Genomic DNA, 14016 nt, shown 5'->3' on the forward strand with positions numbered 1-14016 from the left:
TGCACAAGGACAACGTTTTAGCAGCATGATATTTGTATCTGTTAAAAGCTAATACTGATTATCGTGCTGCTTTCTTATTTTGTCAGATAAATGAAGAATTTATTCGCATAATTCTTTTTATGTTTCCGGTTTATTGTATATCAGGATTTTAACCTGTGGTGCTTACGAGGAGTTTGTTGCGTATACCAGTGATATGAAAAGACTGAACTTGATGTGTTTTGTAATGAAGGTCATAAAAACAATAGATATTAATATTGATAACCATGATTAAAGCAACAGATTTTATTCATCCGGAGGATGCAGCTGCATTGAGGCAGCTGGAAAGTATTCCCGGATTCCCGACCCTAGTGAAAAAATTGATGTCAATGGGATTGGAACAACTGCAATATGGCGTTAATATGGCATCTGCAATTCGTTTATCACCGAATCAATTGCCTAAATTGTATAATCGTCTGCCACCGATTTGTAAGAAGTTGGGGATTGAACAACCGGAATTCTATCTCTCTATGGACCCTAATCCTAACGCATGGACCTTTGGCGATACAAAGATTTTTATAACTATCACTTCCGGCTTGGTTGATATGATGACAGAAGAGGAACTGGATGCAGTGATTGCCCATGAATGCGGGCATATTCTTTGTCATCATGTCTTATATCATTCCATAGCTCATTATGTGATGGATGGTTTGGATTCACTTGGCGTTTTGGGAAGTTTGGGAGTCCCCATCCAATATGCGATTTTGTATTGGGAACGTAAAAGTGAGTTGTCTTGTGACAGAGCTGCCAGTATTGTGACTACTCCAGCCATAGTGGCAAGCACGATGGCTCGTCTATCTGGAGGTCCGTCTTCTATAACAAAGAATATCGATCTGGTGGAGTGGGCTAAGCAGGCAGACCAATATGAAGCTATCCGTAATGACGGATTATGGAATAAGACATTGCAAGTCGCAGCTATAATGAATCAGAATCATCCGTTTTCGGCCGTGCGGGTTAAGGAGATCTTGAAATGGGGGAAAAGTTCCCAATATAAGACTATCGTCGATCATCTTTCGACAGAGAAATCAGGCAAGATATGCCTGAATTGCAAGCAACCGATAGCGGATGGCTGGACTTATTGCAAACATTGTGGAAATAAACTTTAAATATAATAGCTTATGTTTTTTAATGAACAAGGAATGTTGAATTTAGATGAGGCGGTCATGAACCAGCCCACATTCAAGAAGATTATGGAAGATGGTATAGTTACTGAACAGGAGGTCAAGGAACAGTCTGAAAGAATTATTTCTATATTGAAGTCTATGGAAAAGAACTATACGGAAGAACAACAGCGTGAGATTAAGGAATTGCTTGTTGAAACCGGTGTGTTATTTACAACGAGCCAATATCATGCATTACAGTCATTACACTTTTAAAAAATAGAATTATGGGAACATTTGCAACAAAAAAAATACTTCCGGGTAATCCTTCCTTGATTCCTGCCATTGCCGAACAGATAAGAACAGAATTTATGGCAGAACAGTTTGAGGTACAAATAGATAATTTATTAAGTGGTGGTGTTGATATTTCTATATCCAAAGGTAATTTGTTTAAAGCCGTACTTGGTTTGAAGTCTGCATTAAAAGTCAGCTTGATACCTAAAGACAATGCAATAGCGTTTGAAGCTGGGATAGGGATTTTTGGGCAACAAGCTATTCCTACTATCATTTCTATGCTATTCTTCTGGCCGGTACTTATCACGCAAATTTGGGGGATGGTGCAACAGTCCAAGCTTGATGATAAGGCACTCGAAATAGCAGAAGAGGTACTAAGAAATCGGAATTCTTTTACAACTCTGAATTTGGATATTAACGGTATGGTATTCTGTACGAACTGCGGATATCGGAATATCAAAGGTGCAAAGTTTTGTTCGGAATGTGGGCAGGCATTGTAAGGAGTTAAAAGCGATGGTTTTATTAAGCCATCGCTCTTATGGTATTTAATTATATGAGTCCTAATACAATTTAGATTCAATATTGGGATATAAAAAATAGCAGTACAGAAATGTTTGCTCATACTAAATTCATTAAAACTGAATCATAAGATCAACATCATTTAAGAAGTTTTTTGTTATGTATATAACACCATTAAAATTCAAAAAAGTACTTGATTGGTTTTATCACCAGCAAAATTATAAGTTTATGTTTCTTTTTGTAAGTAGCTTTGATTATAATGACAAGAACATTGTAAAGGAAATAGTAGACAATGCTCGAAGAATCGACAGATTGACTGGTACAGAAATCTGCTTTTTCTACTTTGTTGAGGAAAGGAATGAAATCGAAACTACAAATACTGCGACAGATGATCTTATGTATTGGATTATGAACGTGAAAGACAGAGGCCCGATGTATGGAGCTGGTATTAACGTTACTATAGAGACTGCTGATAATATTTGTAAATCTGTAATATGGCAAGGCTCATTCACGAAATGCAGTTTTGATTACTTTGTACCGAATGATGTTGATGTGGACGAATTAAGTTGCGAGAGTGATATTTTAAAGTAATATAATTACTACCGTAATATGACAACTTTTGCTATTCCAACTTTTGAATAATGCCATACAATAAGAGTTTGTAAATGAAAATTTTTGATATATTTATTAGTTATCGTCGTCAAGGCGGTTATGATACGGCTAAGCATCTCAATGATCTTTTAGTACGTGATGGTTATCGGGTTAGTTTTGATATTGACACCCTTAGAAATGGGGATTTTGATGTCCAGTTATTAAATCGCATAGATCAGTGTGAAGATTTTATTTTAATTGTTGATGAAAAAGCTTTTGAACGTACATTAGATGTGAACTTTAATCCTCAGAAAGATTGGTTGAGGAATGAACTAGCGTATGCTTTAGCAAAAAATAAGAATATAATTCCTGTCTTTTTATCGGGAGTAAAGGGGTTTCCGGAGGGATTGCCTTCGGATGTGTCGGGAGTTGTGAAGAAAAATGGACCGGAATATAATAGATATTATTTTAATGAGTTCTATGACGTATTAAAAGAGCGATTTATAAAGTCAAAGCCGGTCAGATCTAGTAGAAAATGGATACTGGCTGTCTGTATACTAATTGTGATGGCTGTTATATCGTTCTTTATGTTGAATTCTTCTGAAGAACCGAAGTATAACGAGGAAACATCAAAAGATACTTCTCAAATTATTGAAAATAATGTAGATATCATATTCTATGGGAAAGCTGGTGAAAGTTTCTTCTATAATAGTTTATATGCAAAAGTAGATGGGTATGAGTATAAAATAGATATTCCTTCTGATATGTGTATGGATATTGTCGCACAAGAAGATTTTGATGAGGATGGAATTAAAGACGCTTTGATTGAGAATATACAAGCTTGTGGTGGAAACGCTATTGGTAATTCTTTCTTTTTTGTAAAATATGCTGGTACAGGTTTCTTTACTGTAACGAATGAGTTTGGAAATAACGTAACTGAAACGCCCAAAATTGAAAGATGGAATGGGAAACTATCTGTTCAGATAATAGATCGTAATGGTAGAGACACCGAATTACGTGAACGATTCGTTTTGCAACAGGGGAGAGCTGTGAGAGTAGAGTCTTCAAAGAAGAATTCTATTACGGCGATAGAAGAAATAAGTGCACAGGATTTTCATAATGGAAAAGAAAATGAAACAATTTCAATGACTTATGACCTTGATGGAAATGGGATAATGGATCAAATTGATTGTACTTATTGGGATAGATGGGACGCTTTACTTTTTAATATAACTGTTAATGGTAAGCAGACAGAATATCACACCGGATATTCCCGAATAGGAATCACAAAGAATAAGACAAATGGATTTCATGATTTAATTTGCGGAGACAACACGATTTTTTGTTGGTCTGGTGAGGCCTATGAGGAAAAAGAGGAGAAAAAAAGTCATTAATTTTATCCAAAAGAAGAGAAAAGAATAAAATAAACAAGAGACGTTGTAACAAGCTATCCATAAAAAGATTATATTTATTGCAGCAAGAGAGCACTTTAAGTAATGCTTAAGAGGAAAAACGAAAAGTAGTATATATACTATATATTTTCTATTATTAATTACTTAAACACATTTTTTATGGAAGCCAAGAAATCAAAAAAGGCTGCAATTGAGAATCAACGGGGTTCTTGGTTGTTGATGGGTTTGGTTGTTGCGCTAGCCTTCATGTTCGTTTCGTTCGAATGGACACAACATGATGTCAGAGTTGCAGCACTATCACCAGATGATGAATCCATCTTTGTAACAGAGCTAGTTCCGATCACATTCCTTGAAGAGAAACTGGAACCGCCTCCTCCTCCCGAAACTAAGGTAACAGAATTGTTCGAAATAGTGGAAAACAATATGGAGGTGACGGATAACGTTTCTACAGTGTCAGAGGATATGAATGCAGTTCATGACGTTATTTGGATACCACCAGTGGTAGAAACAGAAACGGTAGTTGAAGACATTATTCACGTAAGTGTTGAAGTCATGCCGGAGTTTCCTGGAGGTACAGCTGCTTTAATGAAATATTTAGGTAGCAATATCAAATATCCGACGATTTCGCAAGAAACTGGTTCACAAGGAAAAGTCATTGTTCAGTTTGTAGTAGATAGAGACGGAACGATTTCTAATCCTGAAGTGGTGCGAGGGGTTGATCCTTATTTGGATAAAGAAGCTATCCGCGTGATAAGTTCTATGCCGAAATGGACTCCCGGAGTGCAAAATGGTAAGAAAGTTCGAGTGAAATATACTGTGCCTGTGTCATTCAGACTGCAGTAGTAACTTGGAATAAATGAATAAGGGTTGGTTCCTGCAAAGAACCAACCCTTTTTCAATAAAAAAATATATCTTTGTCGGGAGAATAAAAATACGAATGATTGTTTTATGAATCTTCTACTCTGTATAAAAAGACCTTTTATCTGGCTTTCCCGCTTCCGTCATCGTTGCGGATATGGTGTCCATTCCCCATTTGCTTTCAGTCTCATTACCGATGTAATTTATGAGAAGATGCCTTACTATGCTTATTCTTCCTTGAAAGAAGAACAAAAAAAGATGGTAAGAGAGTGTGGGTGGACCAAAGGTTCTCAAAAGGTAAACCGTTTTTTGTTCCGGTTGGTAAATAGAGTGCAGCCTGATACGATTATTGAGGTTGGGCGTCCTTCCTCGACAGCCCTGTACTTACAGTCTGCTAAACCATCGGCTTCTTATCTCTTTGCTTCCGATTTGTCGGAACTGTTTCTGGATGCGGATACTTCAGTCGATTTTCTGTATCTGAACGATTACCAAAATCCGGACTTATTGGAAGAAGTATTTCGGGTTTGCGTACACCGTACTACCCTTAAAAGTGTATTTGTAGTCCATGGTATCTGCTATTCCAAAGAGATGAAAGTGCTTTGGAAAAAGTGGCAGGCTGACGAAAGGGTCGGAATAACTTTCGACCTGTATGATGTCGGTTTGCTATTTTTTGATAAAACGAAGATAAAACAGCAGTATATCATCAACTTCTAAGAACCTTTGTACGTTTACCATCTATAATAGTAAAAAAGAAAGTTATGAAAAAGAGCCTTGTATATACAAAGACCGGAGACAAAGGAACTACCAGTCTTGTCGGCGGAAGTCGCGTTCCAAAGACTCATATCCGCCTGGAAGCTTACGGAACGGTGGATGAATTAAATTCTCACCTGGGATGGCTGCACACTTATCTGCAGGAGGAGTCCGACCGGGATTTTATCTTGAGTATTCAACATAAGTTATTCGCCATCGGTTCACACCTGGCCACCGACCAGGAGAAAATGCAACTGAAACCCGCCAGTATCATTACCCCCGAACATGTGGAAAGTATCGAGCGGGAGATTGATAAGCTGGACGAGCAATTACCCGAACTTTGTGCTTTCATCATTCCCGGCGGAAGTCGTGGAGCAGCCGTTTGCCATGTTTGCCGCACGATTTGCCGGAGAGCTGAAAGACGCATTCTGGCTTTGTCCGAAACTTGTACAATTTCTCCCGAAGTATTAGCTTTTGTCAACAGATTATCAGATTATTTGTTTGTATTATCCCGAAAAATTAATTTTGATGAACAAAATAATGAAATATTTTGGGATAATAGTTGGAAATGATAGATTTTATTATACTTTTGCCGAAAAATAGAAAACGAGACAAATTTAGTATTCATTTTAAATACTCAAGATTATGTATTGGACATTGGAATTAGCATCAAAACTTGAAGATGCTCCCTGGCCGGCAACCAAGGATGAATTGATTGATTATGCCATGCGTTCGGGTGCTCCTCTTGAAGTTATTGAGAACCTCCAAGAGATGGAAGATGAGGGCGAAATCTATGAGAGTATCGAAGATATTTGGCCGGATTATCCTAGTAAGGAGGATTTCTTCTTCAACGAGGAGGAGTACTAACATCCACAGATAAGCTAAATAGTTAAATATCAGTGCGATAAACAATAGAAATTTGTTTGTCGCACTGGTGTTTTATACTCTTTGATGGTGTAGTTTATTTGTCTAAAGTTCCATATCTTTGTTTCTCCTCAAGAATATTGGTAAAAGGAATTCTAAGACTTGGTAAGTCTTTTCTCCTTTTTTATTGCAAATTCCTTGTCGGCTATCGCTGCATACTGTTTCTTTGAAAGGAAACCCGCCATTGATGTGAGGTTTATCAATGACGGGCAACTGACTATTTTTTCCACATTTCAGGTATTCCTTCATAAGTCACATATACTCCTTTTTCCATGGGGAGAGGAGCGAGTTTTTCCAGAACGTTTTTCCATGACTCTTCTGGAGGTAAGCCAAGGCGTTCTCTCCATTTTGGGTTTAAACTGAAATTCTTTATTCATACAACTGTAGTTTCTCATTAATTGGAAACTATACAGTTGTAAATAATGGAAGAATGAAGCACCGGGGGCATTAGAGAACCCTATATATTGCTTCCGCTATCTTCTTCATGCCTTCGTCGTCGGGATGTGCGATGATGAAATCCTTGGTTACAGTATATGGCTTTCCGTGTATGTCATAAAGAGTGTCTCCGACTTTCGGACGTGAATCATACAAGCGGTCTATCCAGTCAATCGGAATGAAAGTGAGTCCATGCATATGCGCAGCGTTGATGATGGCACGTTCTTTTTCCTCATCCTTCCAGAAACAACCGGTGATGACTACTTTGTCTGCTTTCCGCTTGCAATATTCCACCAATCGGAGGATACCTGATTTGAATGCTTCCTTATCTTGTACGTTTTCTCCCAAGCGGATAACAATCACATCCTTGTCCGTAACATGAGTGCCAATCAGCGAGTCGATATTGCAATTCAGGTTACGTTCCCAATAAGCGATGTTCAGCGGGGTAACCACTGTGCCGGGACGGTTTTGCGAGAGCATCTTCTCCAATTGATGGCAATAGTCGTTTTCTTCTTTGGATGCTGCCATGCCCCATTCGGAGAACCATTCGATGTCCGCTTTATATTCGTGGCGGGTGATAGAGTTGCCTAAGCAAAGAACACGTAACGGAGGGCGTTGTTCTATCCGGTTGTCGGAAAATGAGGGAGTTACTTCTTCCAGATAAAGCACGCGGCTGGCATATTCGTTTTGTTTCGAAGGTTCCACTCTGTGGGTAGAGGGAATTTCCAGTCCGTTGTCATTCAGATATGCACCGCTGAAACTTTTACCTTCAAATTTCAAAGGTTCAGTGTCGATGCGGTTCAGCTCATGCACCTTATAATATTTGTCTGGAGCAAGTCCTGCCATCTTCACCCGTGGCAAGTGCCGGTTGCAGAAATGTTCCGTTTTCCACCAGTAGAATACGGCTTTGTCCTTTTCTGGCGATACATACATCAGCGAAGCTGCGCCCTGTTTGTCATACGGAGAAAGTAAACGGTAAATATCTCCGAACTGTACGACGGGACGTATCGTCTTGTATTCGGCAATAGCGTTTCTGCACAATGCCTTTTCCTCTTCCGTCATATTCTTGGGCTGTATTTCCATACCTAATCGTCCGCTCATCGCTACATCAATACGGAACTTCAACGGAACGGAACGCGATGTCTGATGGTTGGGGCTTGCGCTGATATGCGCCCCCATGCCGATGGCGGGGAAGAAATAGGAAGTGCCCCATTGGATGTAGATACGCTGAAGTGCATCCGTATTGTCGCTTGTCCAGAATTCGTCGAAGTAGGGCAGTACACCGTAGTTGACACGTCCGCCGCCGCTGGCGCAAGCTTGTATCGTCAGTTGCGGATAGCTGGCGCGAATGCGTCGGCACACGTTCTCAAAACCCCGGTGGTATTCGATGTTCAGGTGGCTTTGATTGTCTTTGGTCAGGTATTGCGAACCTTGGGTGATGATGGACATATTGGCGTCCCACTTGATATAATCAATGTCGGGATAGGAATTCATCAGTTCGTCCACCGTCTGTACGATAAAATCCTGCACTTGCGGGTTGGAGAGGTCGAGCACGACTTGTGTGCCGCCGCGGGCGCATACCACTTCCCGTTCGGGTGCCTTGATAATCCATTCGGGGTGCTTTTCGTACAGTTCGCTTTTGGTATTAGCCATTTCCGGTTCCAGCCAGATGCCGAACCGTATGCCGTGTTTCCGGGCGTTGTCAAGTAATGATTGCAGTCCGCCGGGGAGTTTGGTCTTGTCTACGGTCCAGTCGCCTAAGGCATAAGAGTCGTTTTTGCGCGGATATTTGTCGCCGAACCAACCGTCGTCCATTACAAACAGTTCGCCTCCCATGGCAGCGATATCACCCATCATCTGGTCCATGCCCTGTTCGTTGATGTCGAAATAGACGCCTTCCCAACTGTTCAGCAGAATTTTGCGGGGAGTGTTCCCGTTGGCGAGTTTATGCAGGCGTGCCCATTGGTGGAATTTCCGGCTGCATCCGCTCATCCCTTCATCGCTGTAGGTTAGTGCCAATGCGGGGGTGCGGAACACTTCTTCTTTTTTCAGGTTGTACCAGGAGTTTTCTTCGTTGATGCCGGCGAGGAAATGGTGCCAGTCGTCTTCTTGCGTGTCAATACGCAGTTTGTAGTTGCCGCTGTAGCAAAGCGCTGCGCCGATGACGCGTCCCGTGTTCTCCTGCGGTTTGCCGTCGAGCGAGAACATCACTTCTGCATGTGCCGATTGGGAGTTGCGTACCCCGTCCGTGTTTTTGATGACTTTCATACCCGGTTGCAACGCTTCCTGGCAGAGTTGTCCTTCGTTTGCCCAGGCACCGGAAAGATGTGACAGCCAGACATTGCCGCGGCGGACAGGCAAGTAGGCAGAAGCAAACTGCTGAAGTTGGACAGGCTTCTTCTCTTCGTGACGGATTTCAGTCCATGTCTCGATGACATCTGCATCCTGCCATGCTTTGTAGCAGATGTTGACGAAGAAAGGATACACTTTGTCTTTCAGTTCTATCACCGTCAAAGTGGCATTTTCTTTTGTAAGGCGTGTTTCTTTTACGCCTATGACTGCCATTTGAAGTGTCAGGTTGCCGTCGGCATGGCGGACAGACAATGCCGTTTCGCATGGATACCCCATTCCATAGACGGGATAAGCATCTACTCCGTGTGTCGTTTCGTAAATACCTTGGATATCTGCATCCGAAGTACGTGATCCATAATACAAATATTCCAAACTGCCGCCCTTCGGTGCAGAAAGAAGCAACTGTGTACAAGGGGTGGATATAACAATATTTTGCCCCTGTAGAAATAGTGACAACAAGGCAAAAATGCCAACAAATAGATTTCTTTTATTCATAATCATTACAGATTGCACAAATTTCAGTCTACAATTTATTTCTCTTGTTCCGGAAGTGAATTGTTCAAGCAATGACAGACCTCCCTGTTAACCTTCCGCAATGCATCTGCATCCATTTTCACGATTTTGCGATCGTAGGTCATCAATCCATTGATTTCCGATTCCACATCAGTTGTTTGAGTATATACAGCACCACACAGTCCCAATGCTGACAACTCCTTGAGGCGATTGGCATACTTCACATACTGTTCCGTAGCCTCTTCCTTGCCTTTCAAGTCGCCATACCCCCAGTTACGGTCTTCGTTCCACAAATGTCCTTTCAGCGCCATGCCGATGCCGCCAAACTCACCGACCACATTCACACGGTCGGCATCAAAAAGAAACATGACAGGTTCCGGATAGCTATGCAGATCAAGAATGTCTCCACAAGGAAAATAGTTGCCACCACTGGCAGGATTCACCGGACGCATCGGGTCATACTCCTTGGTCCATCCGGCTATTTCCACCGGTTTGAATTGCCCCATTGCTTCATTAAACGGTGTCCACACGCCAATACAAGGATAAGAATAGAGACAATCTATTATCTCTTTCCACTCTTTCCGATAGACGGCTTCCGACTCTGAAGTGCGCAACATTTCCGGACCATAGTAAAATTGTTTATATTGCCAATCTTGATTCTTGTCACCATTGGGCATGTCTTGCCATACGATTATCCCCAAACGGTCGCAATGTGCATACCAGCGTGCAGGTTCTACTTTCAGATGCTTACGTATCATATTGAATCCAAGTTCTTTGGTCTTTTGGATGTCATAGCGCAAAGCCTCGTCTGTCGGTGCGGTATACAGTCCGTCAGGCCACCATCCTTGGTCAAGCGGACCAAAATGAAAGATATCCTTATTATTCAGTTGCAAGCGCATATACCCTTTCGCATCTCTCCGAGTAGAGAATTTACGCATTGCTGTATAACTTTTCACTTTATCCTGTAGCTTTCCATTGACGTAGAACGAAACCTCCAAATCGTAAAGAGCCGGAGAATCCGGAGTCCAGAATTTGCAATCGGCAGGCATCGGTATTTCCACCGAAGCGTGATTCAATGCACTACCGAATGCAATCACCTTGTTGCCATCAAGTACTTTCACCTCTATCCGGTCAGTAGCATTATGGCAGTTCACTGTCGTTTCCACCGTCAGTTTGCCACCGTCTATGTCTGGAGTCGTCCGAATGTTTTCAATGGCATATTCCGGCACAGGTTCCAACCATACAGTCTGCCAGATGCCACTCACCGGTGTATACCAGATATGCCCTGGGTTACTCACTTGCTTTCCACGAGGCTGGCAACCCTTGTCCGTCGGATCCCATACCCGCACTACAACCTCATTATCACCTTTCTTCAGCGCCTGTGTGATGTCGAATGCAAAAGGAGTGTATCCGCCACAATGCTCACCAAGTTTGATACCGTTTATCCATACAGAAGTTTTCCAATCTACAGCACCAAAATGCAACAACACCCGTTGTCCTTTCCAACAAGAAGGCACGGAAAAACGGCGTTGATACCACAACTCATTATTCTCTCCCAATTCCTTTCCTACCCCGGATAGAGCAGACTCTACGGCAAAAGGGACCAAGATATCACCATCATACACTTGTGGCATCGCCTTGCCCGATGGAAGAATGGCATATTTCCAAAGCCCGTTCAAATTCATCCACTCCGTCCGTTCCATCAAAGGACGCGGATATTCGGATAATACATTATTTATATCTATCTGCGTTGCCCAGTCGGAAACAATTCTGTTTCCGACCGGTTTCCATTGGGCGTAAGAGTTAGTGCAACACACCAACAAGATTAACACCCCATAAATATATGAGTACTTCGATTTTTCTTTCATTATCTTTTCTATAAGGACCTATTCTTATCTATAAGGACTAGTTCGTAAAAACTATTTGTATTTCTTCACCCGTTCATCATCTATCACTCCCTGCCAATTCAGCCCATACGCATAATCATAAACATGATTGTCTGCGTCTTGGTAACAACGCATATCGCGTGGAGTGTCTTCGGCCTGTTCTTCTACAGTTCTCATATCTGCCGGCATTTGGAAAGGTAACAAAGCGGAAGGCTCCTCTTTCCCTGCCATCATATCCAGAACCGTCTGGTGTTGCACATCAAACAAAAGGAACAATGCATCCGCATAAGGTTCAATTTCGCTCAGCACAGGAGGATTCAGCACATTAATGGCTACAACCACCGGTTTGTCCCCCATACTCCTTTTCGTTTGGATGACCAAATCCATATCCCCTTTGTTGACAGTCTTCACGCTTCTCCCCTGATAACTGCGGTTGGTGGATTCCTCGTATGGATCACCGCCCGATAAACTCTGCGCCCGGGCATACGTTGCCGTATAATCACTATATTGCAGACTGATCGGACGATAGCCCGTATCTTTTCCTTTCCGTGCAGCTTCTTTATCAAAACCGTAACCACTGTTAGGAGAATCTATGAACACAATAGCCACGTCAGCCTCTTGTGGAGTAGAAACCGGTTCGAAATATTTTTCCACCAGTTCCTTGCTTAGCGGGATGATATGCCGCTCCTCAATCTGCTCGCCCCAGAAACCGACGTATGCGGGTACATAACGCTCGGAAATATACACTTTCTTTCTCCCTTCCAATGGCAGCACACCGGCATGGTTCTTCAACATGACAACACTTTTCAGTTGCGCATTGTACCCCTCCTGCATAAATTCGGGGCAACCCACCACTTCACTTGTTCGTGCCGGATCGAGATAAGGATTCTCAAACAAGCCGGTGCGGAAGATATTAGTCAGCAAACGCCGTGCAGAAGTCCGCATACGATTCCGCATCCATTCTTCACCATGCTCTTTCACCCCTATGCGGTAAGCGTCCATCACAGGACCCCGATCGTTGTTTCCGCCAAACTGGTCTACTCCCGCCATCAACACTTTATAGTGACGTTCCGCCACACTCTTGGTTTCCATTCCCCAAGGTTTTCCGGCACAGGCATACACCCCTTCCTCATCATGTGTAATTATCCAGTCGGTACAAATCACTCCGTCATAGTTCTGTTGTTCACGCAACATTTCTTGGATGAACTTCTTGCTGAAGCCACTTCCTACCCCTTCCGGTTCGATTCCTACGCAAGCAGAATAGTCGGGCATCAAAGCAGCGGACATCTTGGTCTTGCCTTCCAATTTGAAAGCACCTTCCGTAAAGGGCAGCGTGTGCAGTTCAAAGTTACCATTGGGGAATACAGCATACTTTCCAAATCCCTGATGACCATCCCGGCCACCTTCGTTGCATGCCCCAGTGCCCGGCCAGTGCTTCACCATCGTGTTCACACTGTTCCACCCCCATCCGTCACAAATTTCCGCATCACCTTCTGATGTCTGAAAGCCATCACAATAGGCGCGTGCCATATCAGTGGCAAGTTTGGTACCTTCTCCCATCGTATAGCAAAAGCGCATCCATCGCGGATCAGTCCCCACGTCCACCATCGGGAAAAGAGAAGTGGCAAATCCCAATGCCCGATACTCTACGGAGCCTATCTCTGCAAAACGTTTCATTATTTCGGGCGAAAAAGTGGCACACATGCCCAAGCTGCCCGGCCACATAGAAATCTTGCCACCGCCACCGGCATTAAATTCTGCATCTGCACGTGATGAATGGCGAGGATCAGAAGAATTATTGCATGGAATGCCGAATCCCAATCCTTCCGCATAACTCTGTGCAGCATTGTTCCAACGAGCAGCCGTTTCCGGACTCTCCACTGCGGTAATCAGCACATGGCGCACACCATCTTTCTCAAGAAATACCTTTTGTTCATCAGTCAGTTCCCATGCGCGCACACCACTCTCTGTGTATGTTTTCCCGTTATAGACATTTCTGTTCACAGGGATAGTCTGATGGCTACTGTATAACATAAGCCCGGCAATATCTTCCATACTGAGTTGGGCTGTCAAGTCTGCCACACGCACATCTACCGACTGGCGCCAATCCTCATACACATCCAGCTTGCCGTTGCGGTTCAAGTCCTTGAACACATATCCATCTTGCTGTATGATAGAGATTCCCGACTTCGGACTGTATCCTAATGTAGCACCGCCTTTTTGGGTGATCAGATGATAGCCGTCTTCTACGGATTCCGTCCATCGCTGTCCGCCGCAACTGCAGAGCAAACCGGGCAATAAAACAAATAAATATAAGCTCTTACTCATTAGATGTTTTTACTTTTT

The 14016-nt window shown here is 42.8% G+C and carries 12 protein-coding genes and 1 pseudogene; 10 read left to right on the forward strand and 3 right to left on the reverse strand.

Translation table 11 applies throughout. The features are described 5' to 3' along the window. The first annotated feature begins 263 nt into the window (after positions 1-263). The 10 genes and pseudogenes from KSX81_RS14080 to KSX81_RS14125 all read left to right on the forward strand — a co-directional run. The gene (locus KSX81_RS14080) at positions 264-1142 is read left to right on the forward strand and encodes a M48 family metallopeptidase (protein ID WP_004296404.1); all 879 of its coding nucleotides are present in this window, start codon (positions 264-266) and stop codon (positions 1140-1142) included. 12 nt (positions 1143-1154) lie between these two features. Then, positions 1155-1412: a hypothetical protein gene (locus KSX81_RS14085; protein ID WP_004296405.1), complete on the forward strand. Its 258-nt coding sequence runs from the start codon at positions 1155-1157 to the stop codon at positions 1410-1412. Between the two features lie 11 nt (positions 1413-1423). Beyond that, positions 1424-1930 carry a zinc ribbon domain-containing protein gene (locus KSX81_RS14090; protein ID WP_217725531.1) on the forward strand — a complete coding sequence of 169 codons (507 nt, stop codon included), beginning with the start codon at positions 1424-1426 and terminating at the stop codon, positions 1928-1930. 178 nt (positions 1931-2108) lie between these two features. Continuing rightward, entirely contained in the window at positions 2109-2540 is a 432-nt protein-coding gene (locus tag KSX81_RS14095; protein ID WP_217725533.1) for a hypothetical protein, read from the forward strand. A 74-nt stretch (positions 2541-2614) separates the two neighbouring features. Beyond that, positions 2615-3934 carry a toll/interleukin-1 receptor domain-containing protein gene (locus KSX81_RS14100; RefSeq protein WP_217725535.1) on the forward strand — a complete coding sequence of 440 codons (1320 nt, stop codon included), beginning with the start codon at positions 2615-2617 and terminating at the stop codon, positions 3932-3934. 177 nt (positions 3935-4111) lie between these two features. Continuing rightward, on the forward strand, positions 4112-4795 hold the full coding sequence (locus KSX81_RS14105; protein WP_008642667.1) for an energy transducer TonB: 684 nt from the start codon (positions 4112-4114) through the stop codon (positions 4793-4795). 105 nt (positions 4796-4900) lie between these two features. Next, on the forward strand, positions 4901-5524 hold the full coding sequence (locus tag KSX81_RS14110; RefSeq protein ID WP_015531739.1) for a hypothetical protein: 624 nt from the start codon (positions 4901-4903) through the stop codon (positions 5522-5524). Positions 5525-5568: 44 nt separating this feature from the next. Next, on the forward strand, positions 5569-6132 hold the full coding sequence (locus tag KSX81_RS14115) for a cob(I)yrinic acid a,c-diamide adenosyltransferase (protein WP_008642670.1): 564 nt from the start codon (positions 5569-5571) through the stop codon (positions 6130-6132). Positions 6133-6205: 73 nt separating this feature from the next. After that, complete coding sequence (locus tag KSX81_RS14120; RefSeq protein WP_002558131.1) at positions 6206-6427, forward strand: DUF2795 domain-containing protein; 222 nt, start codon at positions 6206-6208, stop codon at positions 6425-6427. 171 nt (positions 6428-6598) lie between these two features. Further along, positions 6599-6709: pseudogene (locus KSX81_RS14125) on the forward strand (IS982 family transposase); the annotation flags it as partial. A gap of 222 nt (positions 6710-6931) precedes the next feature. Here the strand turns inward: KSX81_RS14125 and KSX81_RS14130 are convergent. The 3 genes from KSX81_RS14130 to KSX81_RS14140 are packed head-to-tail and all read right to left on the reverse strand — an operon-like array spanning position 6932 to position 13998. Then, positions 6932-9772: an alpha-galactosidase gene (locus KSX81_RS14130; RefSeq protein ID WP_410492454.1), complete on the reverse strand. Its 2841-nt coding sequence runs from the start codon at positions 9770-9772 to the stop codon at positions 6932-6934. A 29-nt stretch (positions 9773-9801) separates the two neighbouring features. Further along, a complete protein-coding gene (locus tag KSX81_RS14135) occupies positions 9802-11652 on the reverse strand; it encodes a glycoside hydrolase family 2 protein (protein WP_217725539.1) in 1851 nt (616 codons plus the stop codon). Between the two features lie 51 nt (positions 11653-11703). After that, positions 11704-13998 carry a glycoside hydrolase family 3 protein gene (locus tag KSX81_RS14140; RefSeq protein WP_217725540.1) on the reverse strand — a complete coding sequence of 765 codons (2295 nt, stop codon included), beginning with the start codon at positions 13996-13998 and terminating at the stop codon, positions 11704-11706. Between the last annotated feature and the right edge of the window lie 18 nt (positions 13999-14016).

This window comes from Bacteroides sp. MSK.18.37 (genome assembly GCF_019129155.2).
GTDB classification, from domain to species: domain Bacteria; phylum Bacteroidota; class Bacteroidia; order Bacteroidales; family Bacteroidaceae; genus Bacteroides; species Bacteroides ovatus.

Coding starts and splice junctions, on each gene's coding strand:
- KSX81_RS14135 (WP_217725539.1), bottom strand. CDS start 11,652: ATGAAAGAAAAATCGAAGTACTCATATATTTATGGGGTGTTAATCTTG.
- KSX81_RS14130 (WP_410492454.1), bottom strand. CDS start 9,772: ATGATTATGAATAAAAGAAATCTATTTGTTGGCATTTTTGCCTTGTTG.
- KSX81_RS14085 (WP_004296405.1), top strand. CDS start 1,155: ATGTTTTTTAATGAACAAGGAATGTTGAATTTAGATGAGGCGGTCATG.
- KSX81_RS14140 (WP_217725540.1), bottom strand. CDS start 13,998: ATGAGTAAGAGCTTATATTTATTTGTTTTATTGCCCGGTTTGCTCTGC.
- KSX81_RS14110 (WP_015531739.1), top strand. CDS start 4,901: ATGAATCTTCTACTCTGTATAAAAAGACCTTTTATCTGGCTTTCCCGC.
- KSX81_RS14095 (WP_217725533.1), top strand. CDS start 2,109: ATGTATATAACACCATTAAAATTCAAAAAAGTACTTGATTGGTTTTAT.
- KSX81_RS14105 (WP_008642667.1), top strand. CDS start 4,112: ATGGAAGCCAAGAAATCAAAAAAGGCTGCAATTGAGAATCAACGGGGT.
- KSX81_RS14090 (WP_217725531.1), top strand. CDS start 1,424: ATGGGAACATTTGCAACAAAAAAAATACTTCCGGGTAATCCTTCCTTG.
- KSX81_RS14115 (WP_008642670.1), top strand. CDS start 5,569: ATGAAAAAGAGCCTTGTATATACAAAGACCGGAGACAAAGGAACTACC.
- KSX81_RS14080 (WP_004296404.1), top strand. CDS start 264: ATGATTAAAGCAACAGATTTTATTCATCCGGAGGATGCAGCTGCATTG.
- KSX81_RS14120 (WP_002558131.1), top strand. CDS start 6,206: ATGTATTGGACATTGGAATTAGCATCAAAACTTGAAGATGCTCCCTGG.
- KSX81_RS14100 (WP_217725535.1), top strand. CDS start 2,615: ATGAAAATTTTTGATATATTTATTAGTTATCGTCGTCAAGGCGGTTAT.